General features: G+C 67.9%; 29 protein-coding genes. 11 read left to right on the top strand and 18 right to left on the bottom strand.

Translation table 11 applies throughout. The annotated features are described in order from the left end of the window. Positions 1-58: 58 nt before the first annotated feature. Both ACFOHJ_RS10385 and ACFOHJ_RS10380 read right to left on the bottom strand, forming a co-directional pair. The gene (locus tag ACFOHJ_RS10385) at positions 59-1,045 is read right to left on the bottom strand and encodes a YVTN family beta-propeller repeat protein (RefSeq protein ID WP_378220429.1); all 987 of its coding nucleotides are present in this window, start codon (positions 1,043-1,045) and stop codon (positions 59-61) included. A 7-nt stretch (positions 1,046-1,052) separates the two neighbouring features. Further along, complete coding sequence (locus tag ACFOHJ_RS10380) at positions 1,053-2,273, bottom strand: ABC transporter substrate-binding protein (protein WP_378220428.1); 1,221 nt, start codon at positions 2,271-2,273, stop codon at positions 1,053-1,055. A 241-nt stretch (positions 2,274-2,514) separates the two neighbouring features. On the opposite strand from ACFOHJ_RS10380, the gene ACFOHJ_RS10375 reads away from it, so the two are divergent. From ACFOHJ_RS10375 to ACFOHJ_RS10355, 5 genes are read left to right on the top strand one after another with little or no spacing between them, the layout of a single operon-like run. Further along, positions 2,515-3,705: a (5-formylfuran-3-yl)methyl phosphate synthase gene (locus ACFOHJ_RS10375; RefSeq protein ID WP_378220427.1), complete on the top strand. Its 1,191-nt coding sequence runs from the start codon at positions 2,515-2,517 to the stop codon at positions 3,703-3,705. Then, a complete protein-coding gene (locus ACFOHJ_RS10370) occupies positions 3,702-4,340 on the top strand; it encodes an amino acid kinase family protein (RefSeq protein WP_378220426.1) in 639 nt (212 codons plus the stop codon). The genes ACFOHJ_RS10375 and ACFOHJ_RS10370 overlap by 4 nt, the downstream gene beginning before the upstream one ends. Continuing rightward, positions 4,340-4,891 (top strand): flavoprotein, encoded by a 552-nt coding sequence (locus ACFOHJ_RS10365; protein WP_378220425.1) that lies wholly within the window; start codon positions 4,340-4,342, stop codon positions 4,889-4,891. The genes ACFOHJ_RS10370 and ACFOHJ_RS10365 overlap by 1 nt, the downstream gene beginning before the upstream one ends. Further along, positions 4,884-6,287, top strand: a complete 1,404-nt coding sequence (locus ACFOHJ_RS10360) for a DUF6513 domain-containing protein (RefSeq protein WP_378220424.1) — start codon at positions 4,884-4,886, stop codon at positions 6,285-6,287. Before ACFOHJ_RS10365 ends, ACFOHJ_RS10360 begins: the two co-directional genes overlap by 8 nt. Next, positions 6,287-6,859 carry a DUF447 domain-containing protein gene (locus ACFOHJ_RS10355; protein ID WP_378220423.1) on the top strand — a complete coding sequence of 191 codons (573 nt, stop codon included), beginning with the start codon at positions 6,287-6,289 and terminating at the stop codon, positions 6,857-6,859. The genes ACFOHJ_RS10360 and ACFOHJ_RS10355 overlap by 1 nt, the downstream gene beginning before the upstream one ends. A gap of 183 nt (positions 6,860-7,042) precedes the next feature. On the opposite strand, the gene ACFOHJ_RS10350 is transcribed toward ACFOHJ_RS10355, so the two are convergent. Further along, the gene (locus ACFOHJ_RS10350) at positions 7,043-8,080 is read right to left on the bottom strand and encodes a hydantoinase/oxoprolinase family protein (protein WP_378220422.1); all 1,038 of its coding nucleotides are present in this window, start codon (positions 8,078-8,080) and stop codon (positions 7,043-7,045) included. Between the two features lie 44 nt (positions 8,081-8,124). On the opposite strand from ACFOHJ_RS10350, the gene ACFOHJ_RS10345 reads away from it, so the two are divergent. Then, positions 8,125-8,823 (top strand): HisA/HisF-related TIM barrel protein, encoded by a 699-nt coding sequence (locus ACFOHJ_RS10345; RefSeq protein ID WP_378220421.1) that lies wholly within the window; start codon positions 8,125-8,127, stop codon positions 8,821-8,823. Positions 8,824-8,988: 165 nt separating this feature from the next. On the opposite strand, the gene fae is transcribed toward ACFOHJ_RS10345, so the two are convergent. From fae to ACFOHJ_RS10310, 7 genes are all read right to left on the bottom strand, one after another. Further along, positions 8,989-9,495, bottom strand: coding sequence for a formaldehyde-activating enzyme (gene fae, locus ACFOHJ_RS10340; RefSeq protein WP_378220420.1), 507 nt, complete (start codon positions 9,493-9,495; stop codon positions 8,989-8,991). 165 nt (positions 9,496-9,660) lie between these two features. After that, positions 9,661-10,503: a triphosphoribosyl-dephospho-CoA synthase gene (locus ACFOHJ_RS10335; protein ID WP_378220419.1), complete on the bottom strand. Its 843-nt coding sequence runs from the start codon at positions 10,501-10,503 to the stop codon at positions 9,661-9,663. Between the two features lie 3 nt (positions 10,504-10,506). Beyond that, the gene (locus ACFOHJ_RS10330; RefSeq protein ID WP_378220418.1) at positions 10,507-11,454 is read right to left on the bottom strand and encodes an ATP-grasp domain-containing protein; all 948 of its coding nucleotides are present in this window, start codon (positions 11,452-11,454) and stop codon (positions 10,507-10,509) included. 2 nt (positions 11,455-11,456) lie between these two features. After that, positions 11,457-12,413 carry a methenyltetrahydromethanopterin cyclohydrolase gene (mch, locus tag ACFOHJ_RS10325; RefSeq protein ID WP_378220417.1) on the bottom strand — a complete coding sequence of 319 codons (957 nt, stop codon included), beginning with the start codon at positions 12,411-12,413 and terminating at the stop codon, positions 11,457-11,459. Then, entirely contained in the window at positions 12,410-13,567 is a 1,158-nt protein-coding gene (locus ACFOHJ_RS10320) for an ATP-grasp domain-containing protein (RefSeq protein ID WP_378220416.1), read from the bottom strand. Before ACFOHJ_RS10320 ends, mch begins: the two co-directional genes overlap by 4 nt. After that, the gene (locus ACFOHJ_RS10315) at positions 13,545-14,438 is read right to left on the bottom strand and encodes an NAD(P)-dependent methylenetetrahydromethanopterin dehydrogenase (protein ID WP_378220415.1); all 894 of its coding nucleotides are present in this window, start codon (positions 14,436-14,438) and stop codon (positions 13,545-13,547) included. The genes ACFOHJ_RS10320 and ACFOHJ_RS10315 overlap by 23 nt, the downstream gene beginning before the upstream one ends. A 39-nt stretch (positions 14,439-14,477) precedes the next feature. Further along, entirely contained in the window at positions 14,478-15,446 is a 969-nt protein-coding gene (locus tag ACFOHJ_RS10310; protein WP_378220414.1) for a beta-ribofuranosylaminobenzene 5'-phosphate synthase family protein, read from the bottom strand. A gap of 98 nt (positions 15,447-15,544) precedes the next feature. Between ACFOHJ_RS10310 and ACFOHJ_RS10305 the strand changes: the two genes are divergently transcribed. From ACFOHJ_RS10305 to ACFOHJ_RS10285, 5 genes are all read left to right on the top strand, one after another. Continuing rightward, complete coding sequence (locus ACFOHJ_RS10305) at positions 15,545-15,925, top strand: 4a-hydroxytetrahydrobiopterin dehydratase (RefSeq protein ID WP_378220413.1); 381 nt, start codon at positions 15,545-15,547, stop codon at positions 15,923-15,925. A 91-nt stretch (positions 15,926-16,016) separates the two neighbouring features. Continuing rightward, positions 16,017-17,087 (top strand): tungsten formylmethanofuran dehydrogenase, encoded by a 1,071-nt coding sequence (locus ACFOHJ_RS10300; RefSeq protein WP_378220412.1) that lies wholly within the window; start codon positions 16,017-16,019, stop codon positions 17,085-17,087. After that, on the top strand, positions 17,081-18,712 hold the full coding sequence (locus tag ACFOHJ_RS10295) for a formylmethanofuran dehydrogenase subunit A (RefSeq protein ID WP_378220411.1): 1,632 nt from the start codon (positions 17,081-17,083) through the stop codon (positions 18,710-18,712). The genes ACFOHJ_RS10300 and ACFOHJ_RS10295 overlap by 7 nt, the downstream gene beginning before the upstream one ends. Continuing rightward, positions 18,700-19,611, top strand: coding sequence for a formylmethanofuran--tetrahydromethanopterin N-formyltransferase (gene fhcD / locus ACFOHJ_RS10290; protein WP_378220410.1), 912 nt, complete (start codon positions 18,700-18,702; stop codon positions 19,609-19,611). Before ACFOHJ_RS10295 ends, fhcD begins: the two co-directional genes overlap by 13 nt. Next, complete coding sequence (locus ACFOHJ_RS10285) at positions 19,608-20,420, top strand: formylmethanofuran dehydrogenase subunit C (protein WP_378220409.1); 813 nt, start codon at positions 19,608-19,610, stop codon at positions 20,418-20,420. Before fhcD ends, ACFOHJ_RS10285 begins: the two co-directional genes overlap by 4 nt. A 115-nt stretch (positions 20,421-20,535) precedes the next feature. Here ACFOHJ_RS10285 and pqqE read toward each other — a convergent pair whose 3' ends face one another. The 8 genes from pqqE to ACFOHJ_RS10245 form a co-directional block, all read right to left on the bottom strand. Continuing rightward, a complete protein-coding gene (pqqE, locus tag ACFOHJ_RS10280) occupies positions 20,536-21,693 on the bottom strand; it encodes a pyrroloquinoline quinone biosynthesis protein PqqE (RefSeq protein WP_378220408.1) in 1,158 nt (385 codons plus the stop codon). Next, complete coding sequence (gene pqqD, locus ACFOHJ_RS10275; protein ID WP_378220407.1) at positions 21,663-21,959, bottom strand: pyrroloquinoline quinone biosynthesis peptide chaperone PqqD; 297 nt, start codon at positions 21,957-21,959, stop codon at positions 21,663-21,665. The genes pqqE and pqqD overlap by 31 nt, the downstream gene beginning before the upstream one ends. Continuing rightward, positions 21,956-22,717, bottom strand: coding sequence for a pyrroloquinoline-quinone synthase PqqC (gene pqqC, locus ACFOHJ_RS10270; RefSeq protein ID WP_378220406.1), 762 nt, complete (start codon positions 22,715-22,717; stop codon positions 21,956-21,958). The genes pqqD and pqqC overlap by 4 nt, the downstream gene beginning before the upstream one ends. Beyond that, the gene (gene pqqB / locus ACFOHJ_RS10265) at positions 22,714-23,655 is read right to left on the bottom strand and encodes a pyrroloquinoline quinone biosynthesis protein PqqB (protein ID WP_378220405.1); all 942 of its coding nucleotides are present in this window, start codon (positions 23,653-23,655) and stop codon (positions 22,714-22,716) included. The genes pqqC and pqqB overlap by 4 nt, the downstream gene beginning before the upstream one ends. A 111-nt stretch (positions 23,656-23,766) precedes the next feature. Then, positions 23,767-23,862 (bottom strand): pyrroloquinoline quinone precursor peptide PqqA, encoded by a 96-nt coding sequence (locus ACFOHJ_RS10260; RefSeq protein WP_378220404.1) that lies wholly within the window; start codon positions 23,860-23,862, stop codon positions 23,767-23,769. A gap of 182 nt (positions 23,863-24,044) precedes the next feature. After that, positions 24,045-24,635, bottom strand: a complete 591-nt coding sequence (locus ACFOHJ_RS10255) for a PQQ-dependent catabolism-associated CXXCW motif protein (protein ID WP_378220403.1) — start codon at positions 24,633-24,635, stop codon at positions 24,045-24,047. Positions 24,636-24,670: 35 nt separating this feature from the next. Then, entirely contained in the window at positions 24,671-25,564 is an 894-nt protein-coding gene (locus ACFOHJ_RS10250) for a substrate-binding domain-containing protein (RefSeq protein ID WP_378221525.1), read from the bottom strand. A gap of 4 nt (positions 25,565-25,568) precedes the next feature. Continuing rightward, on the bottom strand, positions 25,569-26,093 hold the full coding sequence (locus tag ACFOHJ_RS10245; RefSeq protein WP_378220402.1) for a c-type cytochrome, methanol metabolism-related: 525 nt from the start codon (positions 26,091-26,093) through the stop codon (positions 25,569-25,571). Positions 26,094-26,237 lie beyond the last annotated feature (144 nt).

Below are 26,237 nucleotides of genomic sequence, written 5' to 3'. Positions count from 1 at the left end.
TGCTGGTCGCATTTCCGGGCGCAAAACCGCTTCCCACTTTTGCTGGAAATGCCCCGGATCAGTTCGGCGAGACGACGACGCCCCAGGGCTCCTTGCCCACGGTGACCGATTCCACCGGTTCGTCGGTCGCGGTGTCGATGAAGGTGATGTCGTTGGAATTGCCGTTGGTGGAAATCAGCGTCTTCTGGTCCGGCGTGAAGGCGAGATGCCAGACGCGCTGGCCGACGAGGATGTATTTCAGCACCTCGTAGGTCTTGGTATCGATCACCGCGACATGGTTGGCCGGGCCGAGCGCGACATAGGCCTTCTTGCCGTCGGCGCTGATGGCGACGCCGACCGGCTGGATGGTCTCGGCCCGCAGTCCCTGGATCGCGAAGCTGATCGTCTTCACCACCTCGCGCTTGGCGTTGTCGATGACGCTGACCGTGCCGCCGACCTCGGCGCTGACCCATACCTGCGAGCCGTCCGGGGTGAACTCGGCATAGCGCGGCCTCGTGTCGACCAGCACGTTGTCGGTCACTTCATGGCTGTCGGTGTCGATGAAATGGGCCATGCTGGTGGTCTCGGAGGTGTTGACCAGCGTCTTGCCGTCGGGGCTGATCCCCATGCCCTCCGGCTCGACGCCGACCGGGATTTCCGACAGCACCTTGCTGCCCTCGATGTCGATGACGGTAACGAGGTTGTCGTCCTCGTTGGCGACGTAGAGCCGCTTGCCGTCCGGCGACAGCACGAACAGTTCCGGATCCGGTCCGGAGGGCAGCGAGCCGACGATTTCGAGCGTAGAAGTGTCGATCACCTCGACGGTGTCGTCGTCGCTGGCGCACAGATAGAGGAACTTGCCGTCATGCGAGAGCGTGATGCCGCGCGGCCGCTGGCCGACGTCGACCGTCTTGACGACCTCTTTCGTCTCGGTGTCGACGACGGTGATCGAGTTGCCCTTCTCGTTGGAGACATAGGCGGTATAGGCGAAAGCCGGGCCGCCGCTGAGGCCGGCGGCAAGCAGGGCCAGAATACACGTTCTTGTCGGCACCAGGGTCCTCCTCATGGCTGCTTCATTTCAAGGTGCATTTCGTCTCGGGCTGGTCGACGCCGAGCGTGTCGAGTTCGGAGACTTGGTGCAGGTAGCCCTCCTGCGGCGAGGTCGAGATGACCGAGCGGTCGTCGCCGAGGAAGATCGGCTGCCGCAGCTGCAGGTTCCACGGGCGGAAGGTCAGCTTCTGGCCCTTGAAGGCGGCGACCGAGAACTTGTCCGAGCGCAGATAGGCGTCGATCGTCTCGAAATCGGTTCCCTTGGCGCGTGTCGCCGCCTCGCCGATGGTGCGTACCGCCGTCCACGCCTCCATGTCGCGTGAAAGCATGCGCCGGCCGGTGATCTTCAGGAAGCGGCTCTGCATCTGGATGCCGGCCCATTGCTCGCTGGCCGGATGCCAGGACGAGGGCACCAGCCCGGCCGTTCCCGCCACCGGGCGCGGCATCCAGGTGCGGAAGGGCACATAGGTGCCGAACACCTCGCTTTCGTCGGCCACCAGCATCACGTCGTACTCCGGAAAGCCTTGCGTGAAGGTCGAGATCTGCTTCTGGATCTGCGTCACGCCGGTATCGGTGCGGCGCGCCGTGCCGGTGTCTTTGAATTCCTTCTCGGCGACGATTTCGGCTCCGAAACGGTCGGCGGCCCGGCGCAGCGCGTCGGCGTAGAGATGGTCGTTGTCGTGGGAGCCGTAGATCAGCACCCATTTCGGCCAGCGCTTCCACATCAGGTACTGGGCGAGCCCGTCGGCCAGCATGGAACGGGTCGGCGCGACGTGGAAGACGTTGATGCGGCAGTCCTCCTCGCGCAGGCTGTCGTCGGAAGCGCCGATGTTGAAGATCAGCACGCCCTTGTCGCGGGCGAGGTCGGCGATGGCCAGCAGCTGTTTGGCCGACAGGTCGGCCACGATGTAGCGGTTGCCCTTGGCCACCAGTTCGTTGAAGGCCGCGACCGGATCGTCGCTGGGCTTGATCTCGGCGATGTCGAGCCGGAAGTGCTGGTTCAGGAACTTACCGGTGGTGTTGTTGTCGTCGATCGCCACCTTCGCGCCGGCGATGCCGTTGTCGCCGGGCGGCTGGTCGAGCAGCGACAGCGTCAGTTGCGGCGCATAGGCGCGCAGGTAGCCGATGCCGATCTCGCTCGCCGGCTTTTCCGTCTTGGCGGTCGCCCCAGCCGTTGCCGCCGGCTGTTCCTGGCCGACAACAACCCCTGCCCCGCCATTGACGGTCAGGGTGAAAACGCCCAAGAAGACTGCGGCGATCCATCGCCCTGTCATCGAATAACGTACCTCTTCTTGCGCCAGAGCCGGCTTGCGGCTGGCCATGGTGAAGTCAAGGTGCCCGCCGCAACCTTACGCAGTTGGAGGAATTAATCAAACCTCACTGGCAATTTTTTCCCGACCGGGAGATTGTCGGGGCCGACGCTGCTTCGCCGGCGTCATGGACGCGCCGCCGAGGCGCGCCGAACGAGTTGGAGACAAGGTGCCGATGACCAAGATGCTGGCCAGCGTGACGGGCGTGGAAGAGGCGGAGATCGCCCTGTCCGGGCAGGTCGATATCATCGATCTGAAAAACCCGTCTGCCGGCGCGCTGGGCGCGGCCGCGCTGGAGACGATCCGGGCGACGGTCGTGTCCGTCGACGGGCGGCGGCCGGTGAGCGCGGTGGCCGGCGATTTGCCGATGCAGCCGGAGGTGATCCGCGCCAGGGTGGAGGAAATCGCGGCCACCGGCGTGGACTACGTCAAGATCGGCTTCTTCCCGTCCAGCGAAAACGCCGCCTGCGCGGCGGCGCTCGAGCCGATCGCCCGGCGCGTCAAGCTGGTGGCGGTGCTGTTCGCCGACCTGGGGACGGATTTCGCGCTGCTGCCGGTCCTGGCCGGGCATGGGTTCCACGGCGTCATGGTCGATACGGCGCGCAAGGGCGGCGGACGCCTGCTCGACCACATGGCGGTGGCGCGGGTCGATGCCTTCGTCGCCGCGGCGAAGGCGAATGGCCTGATGGTCGGCCTCGCCGGTTCGCTGGAAGCGCCGGACGTGCCGCGCCTGCTACCGTTCGCGCCGGATTTCCTCGGCTTTCGCGGTGCGCTGTGCGCGGCGGCCGGCCGTACCGGCGCCATCGACGCGGATGCCGTGGTGAAGATCCGCGCGCTGATCCCGGAGGAAGCGTCGGCCGCGCGCTCGGCCGGCGTCGATTACCGGTTGCTTGCGGCGCGCGGCTATGCGCCGGGCAGCATCGACCCGACGCTCGGCACCGACCGCATCTTCGTGCGCGATTTCGTGCTGCCGGTGGAAATCGGCGCCTATTCCTTCGAGCACGGCCATACCCAGAAGGTGCGCTTCGACGTCAGCGCCGACGTGCTGCGCGTGACCGAGCGTCCGGAAGACATGCGCCACGTCGTTTCCTACGACATCATCATGGACGGCATTCGCGCCATCGTCGCGCGCGGCCATGTCGAGCTCAGCGAGACGCTGGCCGAGCAGGTGGCGGCGCTGGTGCTGGAAAGCCCGCGCGTGGTGCGCGTGGTGGTGCGGGTGGAAAAGCTGGAACTGGGGCCGGGCGGCGTCGGCGTCGAGATCGAACGCAAGCGCGCCGACAGCAAGGCGGCCCGCAAGGGGCCGTCCGCCAGTGACGCGCGGCCGGGTCGAGCCGGCGACGAGCGCAAGGGGGCGCTGCCGTGAAACCCGTCGTCGTCAAGCTCGGCGGCAGCACGGCCGGGGCAGCGGCGGCGAGCCTGTGGGCGGATGCCCTGTCGAAGGCTGCGCTGCCGCTCGTCATCGTGCCGGGCGGCGGGCCGTTCGCGGACCAGGTAAGGCTGGCGCAGCCGCAACTGGGCTTTTCCGACGCCGCCGCGCACGCCATGGCGATCCTGGCCATGGAGCAGTTCGCCCATGTCGTTCTCGACGGGCGGCCGCGATTGGTCGCCGCGCGCACGCTCGACGAGATGCGGCAGGCGCATGCCGCCGGCCGCATCCCGGTATGGATGCCGTCGACGCTGGCGCTGGCGGCGACCGACATCCGGCCCTCGTGGGACATCACCTCCGATTCCCTGGCCGCCTGGCTCGCCGGCCAACTGGACGCGTCGGCGCTGGTGCTGGTCAAGCAGAGCGGCGATTTTTCCGAACAGGACACGGTAGAGAGCCTGAGTCGGCGCGGCATCGTCGATGCCGCCCTGCCCGGCATGCTGCCGCAAGGCGTCGCGCTGTGCCTGGCCGGGCCGGCCGAGATGGCGAGTGCGGCCGCCGCGCTGGCAGCGGGCAGCCTGGTCGGTGTGCCGATTGGGTCGGCTGCGACGGCCGTCAGGAGGGCCGGCTGATGGCGAAGCTGGAAACTCCGCGCTGGGCCTGGGTGCTGACCGGCTCCGGCCACTTCTTCACCGAAAGCTTTGCGCTGATCCACGAACTGCCGGCCTGCGACGTGTTCATCTCCAGGGCGGCGGCCGAAGTGCTGCGCATGTACAAGCTCAAGCCCGACTTTCCCGAAACCACGCGCGTGCTCCAGGACAAGACGGCGAGCGCCATTCCGGTCGGCGAGTTCTACCATGGCGTCTACCACACGGTGGTGGTCGCGCCCGCCAGTTCCAATACGGTGGCCAAATGCGTGTGGGGCATATCCGATACGCTCGCCACCAACGTCTTCGCCCAGGCCGGCAAGTGCCGCATTCCCTCGATCGTGTTCGCCTGCGATACCGCGCCGGAGCTGGAGACGATGGCGCCGCACGGGCTGGTCAAGGTCTATCCGCGCCGCATCGACCTCGAAAACACCGAACGGCTGAAATCCTTCGAGCGCACCGAGGTGGTGGAGTCGCTGGCCGATCTGCGCGCGGCCATCGGCCGCCGCCGGGCCGAGCTTGCCCGTCATGGCTGAACGGTGGGTCTTTCTCACCGGCCACCTCGCCAAGGCGCGGCTGGAACGGTTGCTCGCCGGGTTGGGCAAGACGGATTTCGACTGGCAGGTCGTGGATATCGGCGTCAAGGTCGCCGCGCTGATGAGCGAGGAGATCATTTCCCGCCGGCTCGCCCTTCCCGAGGGGACAAACCGCGTCATCCTGCCGGGGCGCTACCGGGGCACGGTGGAGGGGCTGGAAGCGCGCTTCGGCGTGCCTTTCCTGCGCGGCCCCGCCGAGATCGCCGACCTGCCCGCCTATCTCGGCCGGGCCGGCCAGCCGCCCGATCTTTCCGGGCACGCCATGCGCATCTTTGCCGAGATCGTCGATGCGCCGACTTTGTCCGTCGAGGCGCTGTTGCTGCGCGCGCGCCGTCTCGCGGAGGCGGGGGCCGACGTGATCGACATCGGCTGCCTGCCGGACACGCCTTTTCCCGGCCTGGCCGATGCGGTGCGGGCGCTGAAGGCGGAAGGGTTTTCGGTCAGCGTCGATTCAGCGAACACCGACGAACTGCGCACAGGCGCGCGCGCCGGGGCGGATTTCCTGCTCAGCCTCAACGAGACCACGCTCGGCCTCGCTTCCGATTTTCCGGTCACGCCGGTGCTGATCCCGGGCATCCCCGGCGATCTCGATTCGCTCGGCCGCGCCATTGCGGGTGCCGAGAAGGCGGGCCTCCCCTTCATCGCCGACCCGGTGCTGGACCCGATCCATTTCGGCTTCGCCGCCTCGCTCGGCCGCTTCATCGAGGCGCGCCGCCGCTGGCCCGAAGTCGAGTTGATCATGGGCACCGGCAATTTGACCGAACTGACGGACGCCGACACTTCCGGCATCACCGCCATCCTCGCCGGCCTATGCTCGGAACTGGACATCCGCAACGTGCTGGCCGTGCATGTCTCGCCGCATACCGTGCGCACCATCGAGGAGCATGACGTCGCCCGCCGCGTGCTTTATGCCGCCAAACAGGACGGCGCGCTGCCGCGCGGCTATCACCCCGGTCTGTTGCAGGTGCACGACCGCAAGCCGTTCACAGCCTCGCTGGAGGATATCGAGGCGCTGGCGGCGGATGTGCGCGACGCCAATTTCCGCATCACGACGGCGCCTGACGGCATCCACGTCTTCAACGGCCGCGGTCATGCGGTGGCGACCGACGCCTTTGCGCTGTTCGACGGACTCGGCGTCGAGAACGACGGCGCGCATGCCTTCTATCTCGGCGCCGAACTGATGAAGGCCGAAATCGCCTGGCGGCTCGGCAAGCGCTACACGCAGGACGAGCCGCTGGCCTGGGGCGTGGCCGCGCCCGCGCCGGAAGCCGACCGCACCCGCCTGAAGGAGGCCGGCCATACGCTGAAGGCGAAAGCGCGCCGGGAGGAGGGGTGATGCCCTATATCCGCGAATGCATCGTCACCACCGTCGACAGGCAACGAAAGGCCCATATCGCGCCGCTCGGCATCATCGCCGAGAAGGACGGCTGGGTGATCGCGCCCTTCCGCCCCTCGACCACGCTGGACAACCTCGCGCAGGTTCCTTTTGCGATCGCCAACTATACCGACGACGTGCGCATCTTTGCGGGCTGCCTCACCGGCCGCAAGGACTGGCCGCTGCTGCCGGTCGAAGGGTGCGCGGTGCCGCGGCTGGCCGATGCGCTGGCGCATTCGGTGCTCTCGGTGGAAAGCGTCGACGGCGACGCGCTGCGCCCGCGCCATTTCTGCCGCGTGGTGGCGGAAGCGACGCACGCACCCTTCACCGGCCTCAACCGGGCGAAGGCGGCGGTGCTGGAACTCGCTATCCTCGTTAGCCGGCTTGGCATGCTGCCGGCCGAAAAGGTAGAAGCGGAAATCGCCTATCTGTCGATCGCCATCGAAAAGACCGCCGGGCCGGCCGAGCGCGAAGCCTGGGGCTGGCTGATGCAGCGCGTTGCCGACCACAAACCCGGCGCCGGGCAGCGGTAACGATTTGTACCGGGCGTCTTACCCCCCCACCCCTACCCCTCCCCAAAAGGGGGAGGGAATGCGGGCAGCGCCTTTGCTGAAACTGATCGTCAGTTGTCATGACGTTGCCGCGAAATTCCCCTCCCCCTTGTGGGGAGGGGTCAGGGGTGGGGGTCGAAGCCCTCGCGTTGGCGACGACTCGCCCTACCCCGGCATTCCCGCCAACAGCGCCAGCGCGGTTGCGGGGGCGGCGGCGCTGGCCTCGTCGCGCGCGGCTTCTTCGACCGGGAACAGGGTGGAGAAATCGAGATAGGGGCGCTCCATGCGCCGGGCGAGGCGCTCGATCTGCGGCCGCCCGATGCCGGCGCCGATCACCGGCGCGTCCGGGGCAAGCCCGGTCGCGACCAGCACCGCCGCGTCATGCACCATGCGCAACTGCCGCTCGCTGAACCATTCGGCCACGGTACGCCATTCGGCGTCCGTCAGTTCCGCCGCATCGCGGCCGACCATGCGCGCCAGCCGCGCGACGGACGCTTCGGCCGTCTTTTCCTTGCCGTCCGCCGTGGCATGCTGGTCGATCCCGTCGGCAAGCATGCCGAGGATGCGATGCACGTCGCCCATGGCCGCGAAGAATTCGTTCATCAACGGTGTCAGCCGCCCCTGCACGGGCGCGGTCTGCGCCACGCCGAACGGCAGGGTGCGGGTGAAACCGGTGTAGACCAGTTCGCTCGTTGAAAGCCGGCCGGCATCGGTCGTGGCCCGGTTGCGGACCTCGCCGCCCGCCAGCGCCAGGATGTCGGTCGTCGTGGAGCCCATGTCCACGAACAGCGCCTCGCCCTTGAGGCGCGCCGCCAGCGAGGCGGTGGCATGCCAGTTGGCCGAGGCCACGGCGTCTGGCATCTGCCGCGCGCGGTTCGGTCCGACGAGGCCGGCTTCCACTGTATAGATCAGCTTTTCCGTATCGGGAAAATGCCGCTCGATGCGGTCGATCAGCGCCGCCACCCCCTCCTCGCGGCAGGAAAAGATATCCACCAGCTCGCCGGTCATGGTGAAGGCCAGCCGTTCGGCGCCGCGATAAAGCGGCTCGGCCTCGGCGATCGCCGCGTCGAGGCATTCGAGCCCCTGCCACAGCGGCGTGGCGAAGATATGCGCGGCAACGACGCGCCCCGCCTCGGCGCGGGCGACCTTGAGATGGGCGCCGCCGATATCGAAGCCGGCGATGCCGGTCTTTCCTTTTTCCATGGTTCAGGCTTTCATTGTGTCACGTGTCTTGCGGAGCCCGACAGGTGCATATCATCCCCGTTCTCGATCTCAAAGGCGGCCGCGTGGTGCGGGCTGCGCAGGGCCGGCGCGACCTCTATCGGCCGATCGAGACGCCGCTTGCCGCGGGTTCGGACATCGTCGCGGTGGCCGCCGGCCTGCGCACGCTGCACCCCTTTCCGGCCTTCTATGTCGCCGACCTGGACGCGATCGCAGGCGGCGCGCCCAACGAGGCGGCGCTGGCGGCGCTGCGCGGCATGGACCGGCCGCCCGAGCTGTGGGTGGACGCCGGAACCGACGAAGCTGCTTCGCTCGCCGCAGCGCTCGAAAAGCCGTGGCTGAGGCCCATCCTCGGCTCGGAATCGCAGCGCGACGAGACGCTTTTGCGCCGCTTTGCCGACCATCTGCGGCTGGTGCTGTCGCTCGATTTCACCGGCGAGGGCTTTCGCGGTCCCGCGAGCCTTCTCGACAACGCCGAATGCTGGCCATCGACGGTCATCGTCATGACGCTGGCCAAGGTCGGGGCAGGCGCCGGTCCCGATTTCGAGCGGCTGGAAGAGGTCAAGGCGCGTGCCGGCAACCGGGCGGTCATCGCCGCCGGCGGCGTTCGCGGCGAGGCCGATCTCAGGACGCTGGCGTCGCTCGGCGTGGCCGGCGCGCTGGTGGCGACCTGCCTGCACGACGGCAGCCTGACGTCCGAACAGATCGAAGCCCTGCACGCCTGAACCGTATCCGGCGGGTAGTTCGTTGATGGCCAGAATGGCGAAGCGCCCGGTGTGAGGCGGTTGCCTCGCACCGGGGATTCGTCAAAAGCCCAGACTTTTCATCAGCCGGCGCAACAGCCCGTCCGATTCCGCAGAAGGTTTTTCCTGTGCGGGGCTGTCTCTTGCCTAGGCGGCGAAGGGATGCTTGACGCTGTCGCGCTGCGCGGTGGCTTCCGCTGCGGTCGGCTTGCCCTCGACGGCGCGCTTGATCGCTTCCTTGGTCGCCTCGTAGTTGTATTTCTGGATCTTGGCGTCGTCGTCGGCTTCCCAGTGGATGAAGACGCCGACGCAGATGAAGACGTCGTCCGCCTCGTCGGCCGGGATGACGCCCTCGGCGACGCTGTCCTGCACCGCCTTGGCGACGGCGTGCTGGGCCGGGCCGAACATCTGCACCGCCTGCTTGGCGCCCTTGATGGTGACCTTGTTGAACATGACCGTGTTGGGCTTGCAGGCCAGGTTGGGTGCAATGACGGCGAGCAGCGAGGTGAAGCCGTCCTTGTTGTTGGTCAGCGCGTGGCAGAACGCCGACTCCACGGCGCTGCCGCGCGGGCCGATCAAAAGATCGACATGCGCTACTTCGTTGCCGTCACCGACGAGCGACTCTCCCACCATAACTTTAGAAATCTTTGCCATGCCAATTTCCTCCAAGACACAAAGGGATGTCCACGGTCGCTGCGCCCGAGCGCTTGCTCGATGGACAGCTATCCTTGTTGGCAGCGCCCGGATGCCGGGCCGGTTGGCTAGATAGCCGCGAAAGCACATGCCCCCGCTGCACGAAATGAAGCATCAATGGCGGCGTTATGCAAGGCACTGGCTGAGGCATCGTCCTAAAAGACTAGCCACCGTCAGATCGGCGCTGGTTCCGGGGTTGATGGCGCGGGCCTTGAGGTCCCTGTCGAAGGCCGTCAGCAGGGCGATGCGGGCTTCCTCGCCGGGCTGGCGGGCAAGATCGGCGGCGACCGCGGCGGCCTCGCGCTGGACCTTCAGCGCGGTGTCGAGCCCGTGCTTGCGCGCGACATGGCTGTCGGGAAATCCGGTCAGGAAAGCCAGATAGACGGCCACCGCCGGCCACATGCCGCCCTCGCCGCGCTCTTCGGCCTGCGCCAGCGCGGGCAGGCCGATGGCAAAGACATCGGCCATGCCGTTGGCATATTGGCGGGCGATCAGGTCGCGGTCGCTGGCCTGCCGCATCGCCTCCACCAGCCCGATCTTCGGCTGTTCACGCACGTCGTTGTCGGCGTCCCCGAGCCCGCCCGGCGAAGCCAGCGCGATCGCCTCGAACGCGGCGGCCGTGTCGTCCATGGTAAGGCTGTCGAGAACCTCCCGGACATTGGCACCGAGGTCGCGGCCGGGCAGTTCGGCGGCGCGCAGCAGGGGGGCGGCAAGCAGCACGATGCCGAGATTGGTGTTGGTTGCGACCGCCGTGCGCGTCGCGTCGACCGCGGCAAGGATGCGCCGGCCGACCGACACCCCGGGTTCGGTGAGCGGAGCAGCGCTGACCTCGGCGCTGCGCAGGAACTGGTCCGCCGACATGCGGTGGCCGTCGGCGAAGACATGGACATTGCCGGGTTTCAGCGCCTCGATCTCCGCCCGGCAGGCGGCCTCGTAGGCCTTGGTCAGAAGGGCGCGCGAGACCGGCATCGCCTACGACCCGGCCGGCATGGCAAGGCGCGGGCTGCGGGCTGCCTCGTCGCGCTTCGCCAGGAAGGCGAGCAGGCCGGCGGCAATCGCGTCGGCGATGTTGGTTTCGCTCACCGTCTGCAGGCCCGACCAGGCCGGCATGCTGTTGACCTCGAGCACGAAGACGGTGCCGTCTTCCGCCCTGACGAGGTCGACCCCGGCAAAGCGCGCGCCGACCGCCTTGGCCGCCGCCACCGCCAGCCGCTCCAGCAAGCCCCTTTCGGCAGCGTCGACCGGTTCCGGGACGCCGCCCTGGCTGACATTGGTGATCCAGGCGTCGCCGCGCCGGCTCATCATCGCCACCACCTTGCCGGCGCACACGAAGACGCGGAAATCGCGGAAAGGCGGGCCGGGTCGCGCCACATAGTGCTGAAGGTAGTAGACGCTGCCCACCTCCTCTTCCGGCGGCAGGGCGGACACGGTGTCGATCATGACGATGCCACGCCCCTGCGCGCCGAACAGCGGCTTCAGCACCAGCGGGGCGCGGCGCAGTTCGCGCTCGGCGACCGCCTGCGCGGCGGCCAGTCCTTCGACGGCGAAGGTCGGCGGTGTCGGCACCCCCGCCTTGTTCAGGACAAAGCTGGTCGTCGACTTGTCGACGCAGCGCTCGATGGCGGCGGCCGGGTTCCACACCGGCACCCCGAGCCCGCCCAGCGCATGCAGCACGCCGAGGCGCCGCGTCACCGCCTCGAACGACCCGGCCGAAATGGAGCGCACCAGCACGGCGTCCGGCAGGGCCTCGCCGAAGCCGGGGATGACGAGGCCGCTGGCGCTGGCGGTGTCGAACTCGATGGCCGAAAGCGGCGCGGTCTCGACTTCGGCGCCGCGCGCGCAAAGGCTCGCGGCCAGGCTGCGGGCGGGCGGCCCTTCCGGATTCTCGTTGACGACGAGGACGCGACAGGCTGCCGGCACGATCACCCCAGGCTGCGTTCGAGCATGGCAAGGTCGCATTCGCCGGCGCGGAAAGTGTCGCCGCTGTCGAGCGCGGTCACGATCACTTCGGCCGGGCTGAACAGATGCGGATCGATGGCGTAGAAATCGCCCTTGAAACGCTTGAACACCTCGGCGAAGGGCTGGCCGAAATCGCGGGAGGCGCGGCTGGGCAGCGCCTCGGCCAGCTCTTTCGCCGCCTTCGCTTCGCCGCGCACGAAAAGTTGCACACGCCCGCCATAGATGATGGCGTCGTTGGTGCGGCCCATGGCGGTGAGGAAATCCGGGTGCGGTGCCGGGATCGGCGCGATGCCGACACCCTCGACGATGGCGTCCAGCGGGAATTTGAGGTCGTTGGCCTTGTGCAGCGCCACCTCCAGCACCCGCGCGGCGATCTGGACGGTGCCAGCCAGGCTTTGCGTCGGCGCGTAGACGAAGGTCAGCCTGTCGGGCGCAAGCCCGGTTGCCTTCGCCACCTTCTCGACGATCGCCTGCGGCGGCGGCTTGGCCGTTTCCAGCACCAGCAGCGCCGAGGCGGCGGCGTCGCGATAGGCGAGCGTCTCGAACAGCGGCTCGACCCGCGCCAGCGCCCGCGCCGGCCCCGAGCCCATGGCGAAATAGCCGTCGCCGGAAAGGTTCCAGCCCGCATATTGGCTGCCGAGGCAGGCGAGCACCGGTTGCGAGCAGCCGACCTGCACGGCGAGCGGATGCCGCGCCGCGCCGCGCTCCATTCGCGTCTCGATGCGGCCGAGCCCGCCCATCGCCGCCTCGGCCATGGCCAGCCCCGCCTCGATGCTGCCCAAGACCTTGGCGCCGGCGTCGATCAGGCATTCGCCGCTCGGCCCGGTGGAAACGGCGATGCGCAGGCGCTCGGCATCGCGGATCATCCGTTCGGCGATGGCGCGGGCATTGTCGTTCAACCTTGCGGAGCCGTCTTTCATGGCCGGCCTTCTTCCTGTTGAGTTTGCCATTGGGATTGCCACTGGGATTGCAAGTCGAGCGCGTTGGCCTTGAGCGTCCTGCAGGTGGCTGCCGCGCTCATGCCGCGCGCGAAAATGGTGCAGACCGGGTCGCCGGGGTCGAGCCGGCTGCCCGCCGGCTGGCGGTCGGCGACCCAGTCGGGCCAGGCGAGCGCCGGGAAGCGGGCGATCGGCGTCGGCGTATAGGCGATCATCGCGGCCATCGCGTCGCGGAAGCGCGGCAGCACGAAAGGCCGCCCTGCCGAAGCGTCGAGATGGGCTTTTATCAGCGGCGCTTCGGTGTCGTCGAAGATGTCGAGCGTGGCGCCAGGCCTCGGATTGATCTCAAGCAGCGTGTAGCTGTCGCCGTTGCGGATGAAATCGGCGCTGCACAGGCCGAGGAGGTCGAAGCGGCAGGAAAGCGTGCGCAGCCATTCGGCGATCCTTGCCCCCGTATCGCGCCGGAAACGCCTGAGCCGCACCGCGCCGCCGTAGCGATAGGGGGCGTCCGGCGCGCGCGATGCCCATTGCCGGCTGAAGCCGACGATGCGCGTATCGCGTCCGGCGCCGATGAACAGCGCCGACACGCTTTCGCCAGCGATGAAGCGCTGGAAATAGCGGCCCGTCGGCAAGGGAGCGGCGTTGGCGCGGCCGATATGGCTTCCGCCGGCGCCGCCGCTGGTCTTCACCACCCAGTTGTGCGGGTCCGCGGGCGGCGTCCACGACAGCGCCGGGTGCGGGATGCCGAGTTCGGCGCAGGCGGCCGCCAGCCGGTCGGGATCCTTGGCCGCGCGGATCGCCTCGCCGCCGCAACCGGCGACCGGCGAGAAATGATCGGCGAGCCTTTCCACCATGTCCGGATGGCGCTCGAAGCCCGAACCCAGCACCAGTGCCGCCGGTTGCTCGTTCCCGGCCAGTTCATGCAGGGCCGGGATCAGCGCCTCGCCGGCGATGCCGTCATGCAGGCTGCCGGGCAGCTTTACCGCCCGCTCGGCCAGCGCCACGGTGTCGATGTCGCGGAACAGGTCGGCCACCAGCGGGCGATAGCCGGCGCGCCGCGCCGCTGCCGCCAGCGCACGGCCGGAAATCGCCGCGATCAGCAGCGTGTCGGCGCTATTTGGCGATCTCGCGAGCAAGGGAAAACGCGTCCTGAAAATCGAACGTGACCGTCTTTTCGGATTCGATCATCTTCCGGAAGAGGCCAGCCTGAACCTTATATTTCACGTTGCCGATGGCAAGGGCGCCGATACCGACGCCTTTTGTCGCGTCGAGCGGCGTGGCGTCGGCATTGACGGCAAGCCCCTCGATGCCGGCCGGCGGCACGGCGTTGACGTCGGCGGCCACGAGCAGGCCGCTGCCGGCCAGCTGCTTTGCCGACAGCACCTGCACGCCCGCCTTGGCGCAGGCGAGCACCACGTCGCTCGCCTCGACGATCCCGCGTTTCTCGGCATCGCCGGAGCCGTCGGCCGCCGCCACCTTGACCTTGAAGCGCTGCTCGATGCCGACGGCGATGCGCGCCACCCGCTCCTTGCCGTCATGGCCGGCAAGCGTCACCGCCGCCCCCTCGCGGGCGGCGATGACGGCCGTGCAGAAGCCGACCACGCCGGTACCGCCGAAAACGGCGACGCGGGTGTCCTTCAGGCCGCGCTGGAAATGTTTCTGCAGCGCCTTCTCCACCTTCGCCACCATTGCCGCCGCCGTGGTGAAGGAGCCGGCCGGGTCGGCGAACACCGAAAGCTGGAACGGCGGCACCATCGCTTTCTTCGCCGTCTCCAGCATGTCGAGCGCCAGCAGCGCGTCCTTGCCGGCCAGGAAGACGCCGGTGCTCGGCCCCGCATCCGGCGGGCGCGAGAAGATGGCGTCCTGAACCAGCCCGGTGATCTCGCTTGCTTCCACCCCGACATAGGGCACGACGGCATCGAACCCCGCGTCGAGCGCCATGTTCACGTCGAACGGGCTCATCTGTTTCAGCGGGGTCAGCATATGCAGGATGTTCTTGCGGGCCATTTTTCCCTCTTTGATCGAATAGCGTTGGGTCGAAGGAGCCTAGCTGCCGACGAGGCCGAGTTCCGTCGAGACGATGCTGGCGCCATGGTTGCGGCCGGAAGCGATACGGATTTCGATGCCTGCCGGCGCATCGGCGCGCACGGTCTCGACCATCGCCGAAGCGGCCGCCTGCGAAGGCGCGAAGGCAAAGCCGGTCGGCCCCCACGAGCTTTGTCCGATGCCGACGGCCCCGGCTTCGGCGAGCCTCATTGCCAGTTCCTCGACAGGCTTTGAGGTGAACACCCCGCCCTGCACCGGCGCGAAATGCGTGCCGACCATCCGCTGGATGGCGGTGACGGCGGCGCCGAAGCGGCCGAGGTCGTGCTCGACCAGGGCCGGCATCGCACCCATCAGCACATGCCGGCAGATTTCGGCCGCAAGTCCTGCCGGGAACACCGGCAGGTCGCGGAACGCCTCGATCTCGGCGCTGCCGTGAATGCCGCTTTGCCGGTGGTCGAGGATCAGGATCGCCCGCCATTCATCCGGGAACGGCAGTTGCGCCACCACCGGCGGCGGCTCGTCGGCGGCAAGCTTGCCGCCGTCGACGATGACGCCGCCCTGCCGGAAGCTGGCGATGCCGATGCCCGAGCGCGCGCCGCGGTCGAGCAGCGTCGCATCGGCCTGCGGCTCGAGCGGCAGGCCGTGCAGGGTGCGCAGCGCCGCCGAGACCGCCAGCGCCATCTGCGTGCCGGAACCGAGGCCGGCATGCGGCGGGATGGCGTCTTCGACGGTGAGGCGGTACGGGCCGTTGAGGCCGAGGTGCCGGGTGAGCGTCGCCAGGTAGCGGCCGGCCCGCTCGCTGTCGGGGCCGTCGACGCGCATCTCGCTCGCCCGCGACAGGCTGAGCACGGTTTCCGGTCCGGAAAGCGGCAGGCCGATGCTGCCGAAGCGGCGGCCGAAGCCCCCGTTCAGATCGAGAAAACCCAGATGCAGGCGGGCGGGCACCCTGACGGTCACGCTGTTAGACATTGATGCTCCGTTATGTGCATCATGCACGGAGACAGAAATTCAGGTGCCCGCGCCCATGATACCGGTTTTCGCGGAGCGGGCAAGCTGTGGAGGAAACGATGAGTGAAACGAGCAGCGAACGAACCTATTCGGAGGCCGAGATCACCGAGCGGCTGCACAAGGAACTGCCGAAATGGCGCTACGAGAACGGCTGGATCAGGCGCAAATACAAGACGCATAGCTGGAAATCGACGCTGATGGTGATCAACACGGTCGGCCATCTGGCCGAAGCCGCCTGGCACCATCCCGACATAGCCGCGTCCTATGCCTGGGTCGAGGTCAAGTTGACCAATCATGCGGCAAAAGGCGTGACCGACAAGGACTTCGAGCTGGCCCGCAAGATCGAGGACGTCGTCGGCTGGCAGCCGGGCAAGGAGGGCGGGGCGCTCACCGGGACGCCGCAGACGGACCAGCGCTTCGCCTATATCAAGTACGACTGAGCGCAAAGGACGCAGGCGCGAAAGCGGGGTTCACGACCGGCCTGCTTTCGGCTAGGGTTTGCCTTGGCACCAGAAAGTTTAAAAGGCAGGTATGGCGGTTGCGTGGATCGACAGCCGGAGCGTGCCCGTTGCGGATGCGGCAGACAAGGCCGCCGAGCTTCTGAGCGCCAGTTTCCATCCGGTATTCAGTCTTGATACGGACGTGCATGGCACGCGCGCCGCGATCGCGCTGGCGCGCCTTGTCGGCGCCGCCTACGACCAGCTGGACGGCGCGGCGACCGCGCGCGAGGCCGCGCAGGTGACCGACAAGGGCGGCATGTTCATCGCGCCCGGCGAAGTGCGCCGGCGCGCCGACATGCTCGTCATCGTCGGGGCGCTGCCAGCGGCGCATCGCGACCTGATCGCCGAACTGGCGACGACCGCTCCCGATCTCGGCGGGGCGAGCGAGCGCCATGTCTTCCTGGTCGGCAACGAGGCGAAGGCACCGGAGGGCGTGAAGGCGGCAAGGCTTTCCGGCGAAAGCGGGCTGGAGGCCACGCTGGCCGCCCTTCGCGCCCGCTGCAGCGGGCGGCAGACGGCGAAGCCCTTGCGCAACTTCGATGCTTTCGCCGCCGCGCTGGCCGGCGCGCGCTTCCCGGTCTTCACCTTTTGCGGCCAGTCGGTCGGCACGCTCGGGCTGGCGATGCTGCAAGGGCTGATCGCCGACCTCAACCGCAAGCAGCGTGCTTCGGCGCTGCACCTGCCGGCGAGCGACAACGGCTGGGGCAGCACGCTCGCCTCGACCTGGACGACCGGCTTTCCGCTGCGCAGCGGCTTTGGCGACGGCACGGCCGACTTCGACCCGTGGCGCTTCGACGTGGCGAGGATGATCGCCGAAGGCGAGGCCGACCTGCACCTGGTCGTCGCCGCAGATGCGAAGTCCGTCGCTTCCGTGAACCTGCCGCTGATCGCGCTCACCGGCAGCGCAAGGCCGGTGACCGGCGCGGCCGTCAGCATCGCCATTGGCAGGCCGGGCATCGACCACGATGCCGTGGTCTATTCCGCTGGGGTCGGCACGATCGCTTCCGTGAAGGCGCAGGCCCCCGCCGAAATGCCCTCCGCTGCTGCCGTGTTGCGCATGATCGCCGGGCGCCTGCCGCAAAGCGGGGTGCTGCCATGCTGACGCGCATCGCCGGCGGCGACATCGTCGATCCCGTCAACGGCCGCAGCGGCAAGGGCGACCTGTGGATCGAGGACGAGACGATCGTCACGGCCCCTGCCGACCGTGCGCCGGACCTGACGCTTGACGCCAGCGGCTGCGTGGTGATGGCCGGCGCCATAGACATCCATTCCCATATCGGTGGCGGCAATGTGAACACGGCGCGGCTTCTGCTGCCCGAGTTCCACAAGGCGCATGCGCCGCGCCCGGCCGCCACGCCGCTCGCGCGCCTGGGCTGGACCACGCACGAGACCGGCCGTCTTTATGCGCAGATGGGCTTCACCACCGTGGTCGAGCCGGCGATGTCGCCGGCGGCGGCCCTGCACACCCACCTCGAACTCGCCGACATCCCGATCATCGACAAGGCGACGCTGGCGATCCTCGGCAACGACGACTTCCTGTTGTCGATGATCCGCGACAAGGCCTCCGCCGGCATGGTCGAGGATTATGTCGCCTGGATCGTGGCTTCCAGCCGCGCGCTCGGCGTCAAGGTCATCAATGCCGGTGCCGCCGCCTCCTTCAAGGAAAACGTGCGCAGTTTCTCCTTCGACGACGAGGTGCCCTTCTATGGCGCCAGTTCCCGCCGCATCGTCAAGACGCTGCAGGCGGCGGTGAGCGCGCTCGGCATTCCGCATCCGCTGCACGTCCACTGCAACAACCTCGGCATACCGGGCGCGCCCGACACCGCCGCCGAGACCATGGCCGCCGCCGAGGGGCTGCCGCTGCATCTGGCGCATCTGCAGTTCTACAGCTACGGCGCCGAGGGAAAGCGCGGCTTTTCCTCCGCCGGAGCGCGGATGGCCGAATTGGTCAACTCGACGCCGGAGATCACCATCGATGTCGGGCAGGTGATGTTCGGCCAGACGGTGACCGTCTCCTCCGACGTGATGCGCCAGTTTTCCGCGCGCGGCTCGGCGCGGCCGAAAAAGTCGGTGATCTTCGACGGTGTCGCCGATGGCGGCGGGGTCGTGCCGTTCGACTACCGCGCCGATTTCTTCGGCTCGCTGCAATGGGCGATCGGGCTGGAACTCTTCCTGCTGATCGACGACCCCTGGCGGGTATTCTTCACTACCGACCACCCGAACGGCGCGCCGTTCACCACCTATCCCGAAATCTTCGCGCTGCTGATGAGCCGGCAGGCCCGCGAGAAGGCGATGGAAGGCCTGTCGAAACGGGCGCTGGCGCTGTCGACGCTGCCTGGCCTGACGCGCGAATACACGCTGGACGACATCGCCATCATGACGCGGGCGGCACCGGCCAAACTGCTCGGCCTGAAGGATCGCGGCCATCTGGGCGCGGGCGCGCTGGCCGACGTCGCGGTCTACCGCAAGGGCGACGACATCGCCGCCATGTTCCGCCGCGCCGCCTTCGTGCTGAAGAACGGCGAGCGGGTCGTCGAGGACGGCAACGTCACCAACTGGCGCTGGGGCAAGGCGCTCAGGCTGAAGCCCGAGCCGGACAGGGCGATGGTGAAGCGGCTCGATGCCTACCACCAGCAGCGCTATGGCCTGTCGCTCGACAGCTTCGTCTTCCCCGACGCGGCCATCGAGCGCGAACAGCCTTTCGGTGAGGTGCCATGCAACAGCTGACGGTCAACGGCGTCGCCATCGACGATACGTTCGCCGAGGCCTTCGGCATGCGCGCCACCGCCATCCTCATCACCGGGCCGAATCGCAAATGGGCGCGCCAGGCAGCGGTCACCATGACCGGCTTCGCGACTTCGGTGATCGGATGCGGCTGCGAGGCGGCGATCGACGTGGAACTGTCGCCCTCGCAGACGCCAGACGGGCGGCCCGGCTGCCGGGTGATGCTGTTCGCGGTTTCCACCGACGAGTTGCAGAAGCAATTGCAGAACCGGCTCGGCCAGTGCGTGCTGACCTCGCCCGGCAGCGCCTGCTTCGCCGACCTGAACGGCGGCGTGGCCGACCTCAAGCTGGGCTCCGCGCTGCGCTATTTCGGCGACGGCTGGCAGGTGTCGAAGAAGTTCGGCGGCCGCCATTTCTGGCGCGTGCCGGTGATGGACGGCGAGTTCCTGTGCGAGGCCACGGCCGGGATGACCAAGAGCGCGGTGGGCGGCGGCAACCTGCTGCTGGTCGCTGCCTCCAATGCCCAGGCGCTGGCGGCGGCGGAAGCGGCGGTGGCCGCCATCGAGCAGGTGCCGGGCGCGATCATGCCGTTTCCGGGCGGCATCGTCCGCTCGGGGTCGAAGGTAGGGGGCAAATACAAGGGCATGATGGCTTCCACCAACGACGCCTTCGCGCCGACGCTGCGCGGCGTGGTGAAAAGCGCGCTCGGGCCGGCCGACAACGCCGTCCTGGAAATCGTCATCGACGGCGAAACCAGCGACGCGGTGGCGGCGGCGATGAAGGCCGGCATCGGCGCGGTGACCGCGCTCGGGCCGCAGGAGGGCGCCTCGCGCATCAGCGCCGGCAACTATGGCGGCAAGCTCGGCAAATTCCATTACCACCTGAAGGACCTGCTGCCGTGAAGCCGCTCACCTTCACCCTGCGCGAAACGCCGCCGGAACGGCTCGACCTGTCGCCGCTGACGCCGGAACGGCTGGCCGGCCTGTCGCCGCGCGAGATCGGCGAGATCCGGCTCGGCCGCTCGCGGCGCGCGCTTACGGTGGGCGATGTCTTCCGCGTTTCCGGCAAGGAAGCCGACAGCGTCGTTCTGGAAGGCGGCAGCAGCCGCTTCGATGGCGTCGGCACCGGCATGACGGCGGGCACCCTCGTCGTCACCGGCGATGTCGGCGCGCAGGCGGGACGCGCGATGAGCGGCGGCCGGCTTCTGATCGAGGGCAGCGCCGGGCCGCATGCGGGCTCCGGCATGCGCGGCGGCTGGCTGGAAATCCTCGGCGATGCCGGCGACCATCTCGGAGGGCCGCTGGCGGGCGAGCTTGCCGGCATGAACGGCGGCGTGCTGGTCGTACGCGGCAGCGCCGGCGCCTGTGCGGGCGACCGCATGCGCCGCGGCGTGGCGGCGGTGCTGAAGGGCTGCGGCGACTATGCGGGGTCGCGCATGATTGCCGGCACGCTTGTGGTCACCGGCACGGTTGGCCTCCTGCCCGGTTACATGATGCGGCGCGGCTCCATCCTGCTCGACCGCCTGCCGGAAGACGTGTCGCCGAGTTTCGTCGAATGCGGCTCGCCCGACAGCACCTTCGCCGCCGTCTTCGACCGCTACCTGGTGGCCGAGGGCATCCTGAAGCGGCCGCTGCTGGGGCTAAGGCCCGGCAAGTTCGGCGGCGACAACGCCGTCGCCGGCACCGGCGAGATCCTGTTCAGGCAGGACTGATGCATGTCTCCCAAAAATGGGAACCGGTTTTGGGACAAAGACATGCACAAATCAAAAAGATGGGGCGTTTCCGTCCAGGCGGAACCGCTCTGACTACAGGCCGAGGCGGAAAGCGTTACGCTTTCTCAGGTTCCGCCTGCACCGCGCCGCCGATGCGGCGATAGACGAACTCGGCGTTCCTGTCATGCGCGGCTGCGGCCGCCTGCGCCTCGGCCACCGCGGTTGCCATGCGCGCATGCAGCGGCGACTTGATGCAGGCCGGGTCGGTCGCCGCCGCGTTGCCGGCGATCGCCATCGCCTGGCAGCGGCAGCCACCCCAGTCGATTTCGCGCCGCTCGCAGCTTCGGCAGGGCTCCTGCATCCAGTCGGTGCCGCGAAAGGCGTTGAAGGCCGGAGAATCCTCCCAGATATCGGCCAGCGTCCTTTCGCCGAAGCGTTCGAAGGTAAGCGTCGGAATGGTATGCGCGGCATGGCAGGGCAGCACCGTGCCGTCGGGCGCGACCATGAAGGCATCGCGCGCCCAGCCGCCCATGCAGGGCTTCGGGTAGATGGCGAAATAGTCCGGCGTGACAAAATCGATGTTGAGGATGCCGGCGAGCCGCTTGGCCGCCGCCTCGACGATTTCCGCCTGGCGCATGACCGCCTCGCGGTCGGGCATCAGCGCCTGCCGGTTGATCAGCGCCCAGCCGCCATATTGCACATTGGCGATTTCCAGCCGCTCCGCGCCGAGCGACAGCGCCAGTTCGATGAATTCGGGCACCTGCTCGATATTGTGGCGATGGACGGGCGCGTTGATGGTGAGCGGCAGGCCGGCGGCGACGGCGCGCCGCGCCGTCTCCAGTTTCCGCTCATGCGCGCCGCGCTGGTTGCCGATGCGGTCGGTGGTCTCGGGCCTCGCCCCCTGGAAACTCAGTTGCAGATGGTCGAGCCCGGCTTCGGCGAAGGCTTCGATGCGCCCCTCGGCGATGCCGACCCCGGCGGTGATCAGATTGGTGTAGACGCCGCGCGCCGAAAGTCGCGCGATCATCTGTTCCAGGTCGCGCCTGAGCGTCGGCTCTCCGCCGGAAAGATGCACCTGCAGCACGCCGAGATCGGCGGCCTGCTCGAACAGGTCGAGCCAGGCGGCGGTGTCGAGTTCGCGGTTGGCCTTCAGCAGTTCCACCGGGTTGGAACAATAGGGGCATTGCAGCGGGCAGCGATGCGTCAGTTCCGCCAGCATGCCGATCGGGGGTAGAAGTGCGCTCATAGCCGTACCAGAAGCTTGTCGGACCATTCCTGCAGGAAGGCGAAGACGTCGCCGGCGAGTTCTTCCTGCGGGGCATCGTAGACGCGCACCAGGTCCGAGACGATCGCGTCCACGCTCGTCTTTCCGTCGCAGCGACGCAGGATATCGAGACTGACCTCGTTCGGCCAGAACACTTTTTCCGGCGAGAGCACCGCATGCGCCTGCCGCACCGGGTCGAACTGGATGCGCACATGGGAAGGCAGGCGCGGAACCGACGCCGTCGAGACGATCGCCCGCTCGCGCCCCCCGTTCATGACACGCTTTCCGGGCGGAAGGCGCCGGGCGGAATGGCCGCGCCGGCCTCGCCATAGGCATGCTGGAGGGCGTCGAGCATCGCCCACAGGATGTCGCACTTGAACACCAGCGCGTCGATCACCTGCTGCTGGCGCTCGGGCGTGTCGGCGTGCTTGCGCACATAGGCGAGCGCGAAGTCGGAATCGCGCGCGGCCTGCTCCGGCCGGCGGGTGAAATAGGAAAGCGTGTCGGCGGTGACATAGTCGTATTTCGCCAGCATCGCCGGCACCCGCTCGTTGATGATGACCGGCGAGAACAGTTCGGTGAGCGAGGAGGCGACGGCCTCCAGAAGCGAGCGTTCCGCACAGAAGGAAAGATAGGCGCCGACGGCAAAGCGCGTCGCCGGCAGGGCCAGCCGCTCGCTCTTCACCGCCTCGGCGTCCAGTCCGAGCGAGGTGGCCAGATGCAGCCAGCGGGCGATGCCGCCGCTCCAGCCGTCGTCGCCGTCATGGTCCTCGATGCGCTTGCGCCACTCGGCGCGGAAGGCCGGGTCTGCAGCGCGCGCCAGGATGGTGGCGTCCTTGCGCGGAATGACCGCCTGGTAGCAATAGCGGTTGAGCGCCCAGGCCTGCAATTCGCCCTTCGACAGGTCGCCGCTCGTCATGCGGTGGTGATAGGGATGGCGGTTGTGATAGCGCTCGGCGCCGACCGCGCGCAGCACGGCTTCCAGTTCGCCGGCCGACAAGCCGTTGCGGGCGGCGTCGTGAAAGTCGCTCATAGCTCCAACTCCATGCCGTCATGGCCGATTTCCCAACCGGCCGCCCGAATGCGGGCATGCTCGGGCGAGTTCTCGTCGAGCACGGGGTTGGTGTTGTTGATGTGGACGAAGATGCGCCGGCCGAGCGCGATGCCGGCAAGAGAGGCGACCGCGCCGTTCTCTCCCTCCATCGAGATGTGGCCCATGCGCCGGCCGGTCTTCTGGCCGACGCCGGCGACGATCATTTCGTCGTCCGTGTAGAGCGTGCCGTCGAACAAAAGGCAGGCGGCATCGGCAAGGCGCTGTCCGAGCGCTTCATCGACGCGCGCGCAGCCGGGAATGTAGAAGGCCGCGGCATCGGTCCGGTCCCGTTGGGCGATGCGGATGCCGATCGTATCGCCGCTGTCGGAGCCGAAATCGGCCTGCGGATCGCTGCTGTCTTCCAGGTAGAGCGCGACCTTGCCGGGCACCGCGAAGGCCTCGACGACGAGGCCGGTTTCATCGCCTTCCGCGTCTCGCAAGGCGATCGCTTGCCCAAGCGGCAGCGGCCGGCGCGGCACCAGTTCCGGGTCGAGCACGTTGAAGATGGAGTTTTGAGCCAGCACGTCGAGAACGTCCGCTGCCGCGTAAAGGGCGAAGGGCTGCCGCTCGCGCAGGCTGAGCAGGCCGGCGACATGGTCGACGTCGCCGTTGGTCAGCACCACGGCCCGGATCGGCGTGGCGCGCAAGGGCCCGTCCGCGCGCGGCTGGAGTTCGGGCGTGACGGCGATCTGCTGGCGGATATCCGGCGATGCGTTGAACAGAACCCAGCCGTCGCCGTCAGCGGACGCGATCAGGCTCGACTGCGTTCGCGGCCGCACGCCATCTGCTCCGGCGCGGGCAGCACGACTCAGGCGGTAGTTGCAGTTCCATTGCGGAAAGCCGCCCCCGGCCGCCGAACCGATGATTTTCAAGCGCAACACAACCTGCCCGGAAAATGTTCGGCACAAAATCTCGCCCGGCCGCGAGGCCGGCAAGCCATTCAAGGATCGGTGACGCGTGCCTCGCAGGAGGCACGCGTCGGAAAGAGCCTATTTCTTCGGCGCGATTTCGGCCGGCAGATACCGGGAAATCTCAAACCCGGCGGCCACCTGGCACATGGCCGGCTTCTTCCAGCTTTTCTTCATTGACTTTCTCCTTTCCAATGCCCCCGCGGGAGCGATTGCTTCATTCTGCCGTTGCCGGGGCACCGATGATCGGCAACGGCTCGTCCACCGTCTCAAATGGACAAATGTATTACTTGGTCATCAAATCCAGAAAACAAGTCATTAAAAAACCAGGCCGTCCCGCTGCCGAACTCGAAAATCCGTCAATTCTCCATCCCATAGGGCCGGTTCTCGGCGAGCGGCAGCTTCGCCTTTTCCCACCCGTCCGCACCCGGCGGATACCAGAGCACCGCGCCGTATCCCCATTCGATCGCCCGCTTGGCGGCGTTCCACGACATCCAGCAATCGGTCATGCAGTAGAACACCAGCGGCTTGTCCTTCGCGCCCTGCGAAATCTTTTCCAGTGACTGGCGGAAATAGGCGGTGGCTTCCGGCGTCAGCGCGCCATAGCCGACATTGGCCAGCCACAGGCTGCCGGGAATGTCCTTGCGCGTCGGGTCGCGCCAGACCGTGCCGGCCGGCAGGTCGGCCGGCTTCTGCTGCTGCGGCATCACGTCGAGCAGCACCGCCTCGCCGCTGCGCCACAACGCTTCCAGTTCGGCCGTGGTGACGACGCGCGCGCCCTGCAGGGTCGGCGGCACCGGCCCGCGGTAGTTGTCCATCCGGTAGCCGGACGGCTCCTCGACGGGCGCCGCCCAGGCCGGCGTCGGCGACAGGCCCGCGATCCCGACCGCAGGCAACCCGCCCGCAAGCAGTCCCGCCGAAAGCAGTAACGCCGCCGCCCCTGTCTTCATCGCCCGTCGTCCGCTCCTTTCGGTGCGCCAAGCCGCTATTGGGTGATCGGATTGTCATGTTCGTCAATCAGCGGCACGTTGTAGTCGAGCAGGATCCTGTTGATCTCCGCCTGCTTCTTGCGGATGACCTTGTTCAGCGTGCGCTTCCATTCCTGGTCCGTATGCCGCACGCCCATGGTGATGCGATAGGCCACGCGCTGGCCGGCCTTTTCCTTGACCAGCGGCACCAGCACCACGTCGGCCTTCATCTGCCTGGCATAATAGCCCGCCATCGGCCCCCACAGGATCGCGGCGTCGATGATGCCGGCCTTCATGTCGCGCAGCATGCGCTTGGCCATGGATTCGGTAACGCGGGTATCCACTGCCAGCGGGTAGACCTTGGCCGTGCGCATCAGGTGGTTGGCCGCCATCGCGGCCGTCGGCGGCGTGCTCTCCACCACGCCGATCCGCTTGCCGGTGAGCTTCGGATCCTCGATCGTTTCCGCCCCCGCGATATCGCTGCCCTTCGGGTAGACCAGCACGTAGGAGGACCTGTAGTAGGCGTTGGTGCTCTGCACCGCGTCGCCGCCCTGGGCATAGCCCATGATGATGTCGCAACGGTGCGCGCCGAGCGTATTGCGCACGAAGCCGGTCACGGAGGGGAACCAGGTGTAGGCGACGGACTTGCGGCCGGTCTCCGCCGCCACCAGTTCCGCCAACTTGTTCTCGAAGCCCTCGCCGCTCTTGTCGGTAAAGGGCATGTTGGAGGGATCGGCACAGACCCGCAGCACGTCCGGATCCACCAGCTCGCCGGCGGCGCCGAGCCCGGTTCCCTGCGCCAGCGCCTGCACCGGCAAAAGCAGCGCCGCGGCCAGCAGCCCGGCTATCAGGCCGGAAGCTGCGTGCGGGGCGCGCCTTGTCTGCGCTGCGTTGGGGTGGGTCGGCGTCATGGCGTCAGCTACCCATGCAGGAGGCTTCGGCATCCTTCGCTGCCTGCGACTTGTCCTCGTGCTTCGGCGGCCTGCCGCGCGGGGCAGCGCCGTCGGCACGGGCGCGCAGGTAGATATAGATGTCGTCCATGTAGCAATAGACGTTCTTGTTGTCGCCGAAGGCCGGCATCACGTTTTCCTTGCCGCCGCCGACATTCTTGCGGCCCTCGGCGACGATGGACAGGAACGTGCCGTAGTCCATGGTCTTGAGGCTGTTGACCAGCGCCGGCGCATAGCTCGATCCGGTGCCGTCCTGCCCGTGGCAGACATGGCAGTCGGAATGGTAGCGGCGGTAGCCGCTGAAGGTGTACCAGTCGACCGTGCCGTTCTCGATCTTGTAGGTCGGGTTACCGTCGGCATCGAAATATTTGCCGTCTTCGTCCCGGACGGCCTTCGCTTTCTCGGGGCTATCCTGCGCGAAGGCGGGTGCGCATACGCTCAGCGCCGAAAGACTCAGGATGAAGGCCGGGATTAATGCACGGATCGACATTCAGGTGATTTTCCTCGATCTGGCCGGCATGGCGGCAACTCGCATACGCAAGCGCGGGCGGCCGTGTTGTTCGGTTTGGCGAACGCAAGGGCTCGAAAAGGCCCGAGCCCCTGCTTTGTTTCGGTCTCCCGCCGCCAGCTTGCG

The organism is Aquamicrobium soli, assembly GCF_042646345.1.
Lineage (GTDB): Bacteria > Pseudomonadota > Alphaproteobacteria > Rhizobiales > Rhizobiaceae > Mesorhizobium > Mesorhizobium soli_A.
The sequence above is the reverse complement of the archived record's forward strand: the minus strand, read 5'-3'. Positions and strand labels throughout refer to the sequence as shown.

What these genes read in the sequence shown, in the direction of transcription:
- ACFOHJ_RS10260 (WP_378220404.1), bottom strand. Translation starts at nt 23,862, where the DNA reads ATGAAGAAAAGCTGGAAGAAGCCGGCCATGTGCCAGGTGGCCGCCGGG.
- ACFOHJ_RS10295 (WP_378220411.1), top strand. Translation starts at nt 17,081, where the DNA reads ATGCTGACGCGCATCGCCGGCGGCGACATCGTCGATCCCGTCAACGGC.
- ACFOHJ_RS10310 (WP_378220414.1), bottom strand. Translation starts at nt 15,446, where the DNA reads ATGTCTAACAGCGTGACCGTCAGGGTGCCCGCCCGCCTGCATCTGGGT.
- fhcD (WP_378220410.1), top strand. Translation starts at nt 18,700, where the DNA reads ATGCAACAGCTGACGGTCAACGGCGTCGCCATCGACGATACGTTCGCC.
- ACFOHJ_RS10335 (WP_378220419.1), bottom strand. Translation starts at nt 10,503, where the DNA reads ATGCCGGTCTCGCGCGCCCTTCTGACCAAGGCCTACGAGGCCGCCTGC.
- ACFOHJ_RS10375 (WP_378220427.1), top strand. Translation starts at nt 2,515, where the DNA reads ATGACCAAGATGCTGGCCAGCGTGACGGGCGTGGAAGAGGCGGAGATC.
- pqqE (WP_378220408.1), bottom strand. Translation starts at nt 21,693, where the DNA reads ATGGTCCGACAAGCTTCTGGTACGGCTATGAGCGCACTTCTACCCCCG.
- ACFOHJ_RS10365 (WP_378220425.1), top strand. Translation starts at nt 4,340, where the DNA reads ATGGCGAAGCTGGAAACTCCGCGCTGGGCCTGGGTGCTGACCGGCTCC.
- ACFOHJ_RS10305 (WP_378220413.1), top strand. Translation starts at nt 15,545, where the DNA reads ATGAGTGAAACGAGCAGCGAACGAACCTATTCGGAGGCCGAGATCACC.
- ACFOHJ_RS10250 (WP_378221525.1), bottom strand. Translation starts at nt 25,564, where the DNA reads ATGACGCCGACCCACCCCAACGCAGCGCAGACAAGGCGCGCCCCGCAC.
- ACFOHJ_RS10385 (WP_378220429.1), bottom strand. Translation starts at nt 1,045, where the DNA reads ATGAGGAGGACCCTGGTGCCGACAAGAACGTGTATTCTGGCCCTGCTT.
- ACFOHJ_RS10245 (WP_378220402.1), bottom strand. Translation starts at nt 26,093, where the DNA reads ATGTCGATCCGTGCATTAATCCCGGCCTTCATCCTGAGTCTTTCGGCG.
- fae (WP_378220420.1), bottom strand. Translation starts at nt 9,495, where the DNA reads ATGGCAAAGATTTCTAAAGTTATGGTGGGAGAGTCGCTCGTCGGTGAC.
- ACFOHJ_RS10350 (WP_378220422.1), bottom strand. Translation starts at nt 8,080, where the DNA reads ATGGAAAAAGGAAAGACCGGCATCGCCGGCTTCGATATCGGCGGCGCC.
- mch (WP_378220417.1), bottom strand. Translation starts at nt 12,413, where the DNA reads ATGAAAGACGGCTCCGCAAGGTTGAACGACAATGCCCGCGCCATCGCC.
- ACFOHJ_RS10355 (WP_378220423.1), top strand. Translation starts at nt 6,287, where the DNA reads ATGCCCTATATCCGCGAATGCATCGTCACCACCGTCGACAGGCAACGA.
- ACFOHJ_RS10360 (WP_378220424.1), top strand. Translation starts at nt 4,884, where the DNA reads ATGGCTGAACGGTGGGTCTTTCTCACCGGCCACCTCGCCAAGGCGCGG.
- pqqC (WP_378220406.1), bottom strand. Translation starts at nt 22,717, where the DNA reads ATGAGCGACTTTCACGACGCCGCCCGCAACGGCTTGTCGGCCGGCGAA.
- ACFOHJ_RS10300 (WP_378220412.1), top strand. Translation starts at nt 16,017, where the DNA reads ATGGCGGTTGCGTGGATCGACAGCCGGAGCGTGCCCGTTGCGGATGCG.
- ACFOHJ_RS10315 (WP_378220415.1), bottom strand. Translation starts at nt 14,438, where the DNA reads ATGGCCCGCAAGAACATCCTGCATATGCTGACCCCGCTGAAACAGATG.
- pqqD (WP_378220407.1), bottom strand. Translation starts at nt 21,959, where the DNA reads ATGAACGGGGGGCGCGAGCGGGCGATCGTCTCGACGGCGTCGGTTCCG.
- ACFOHJ_RS10255 (WP_378220403.1), bottom strand. Translation starts at nt 24,635, where the DNA reads ATGAAGACAGGGGCGGCGGCGTTACTGCTTTCGGCGGGACTGCTTGCG.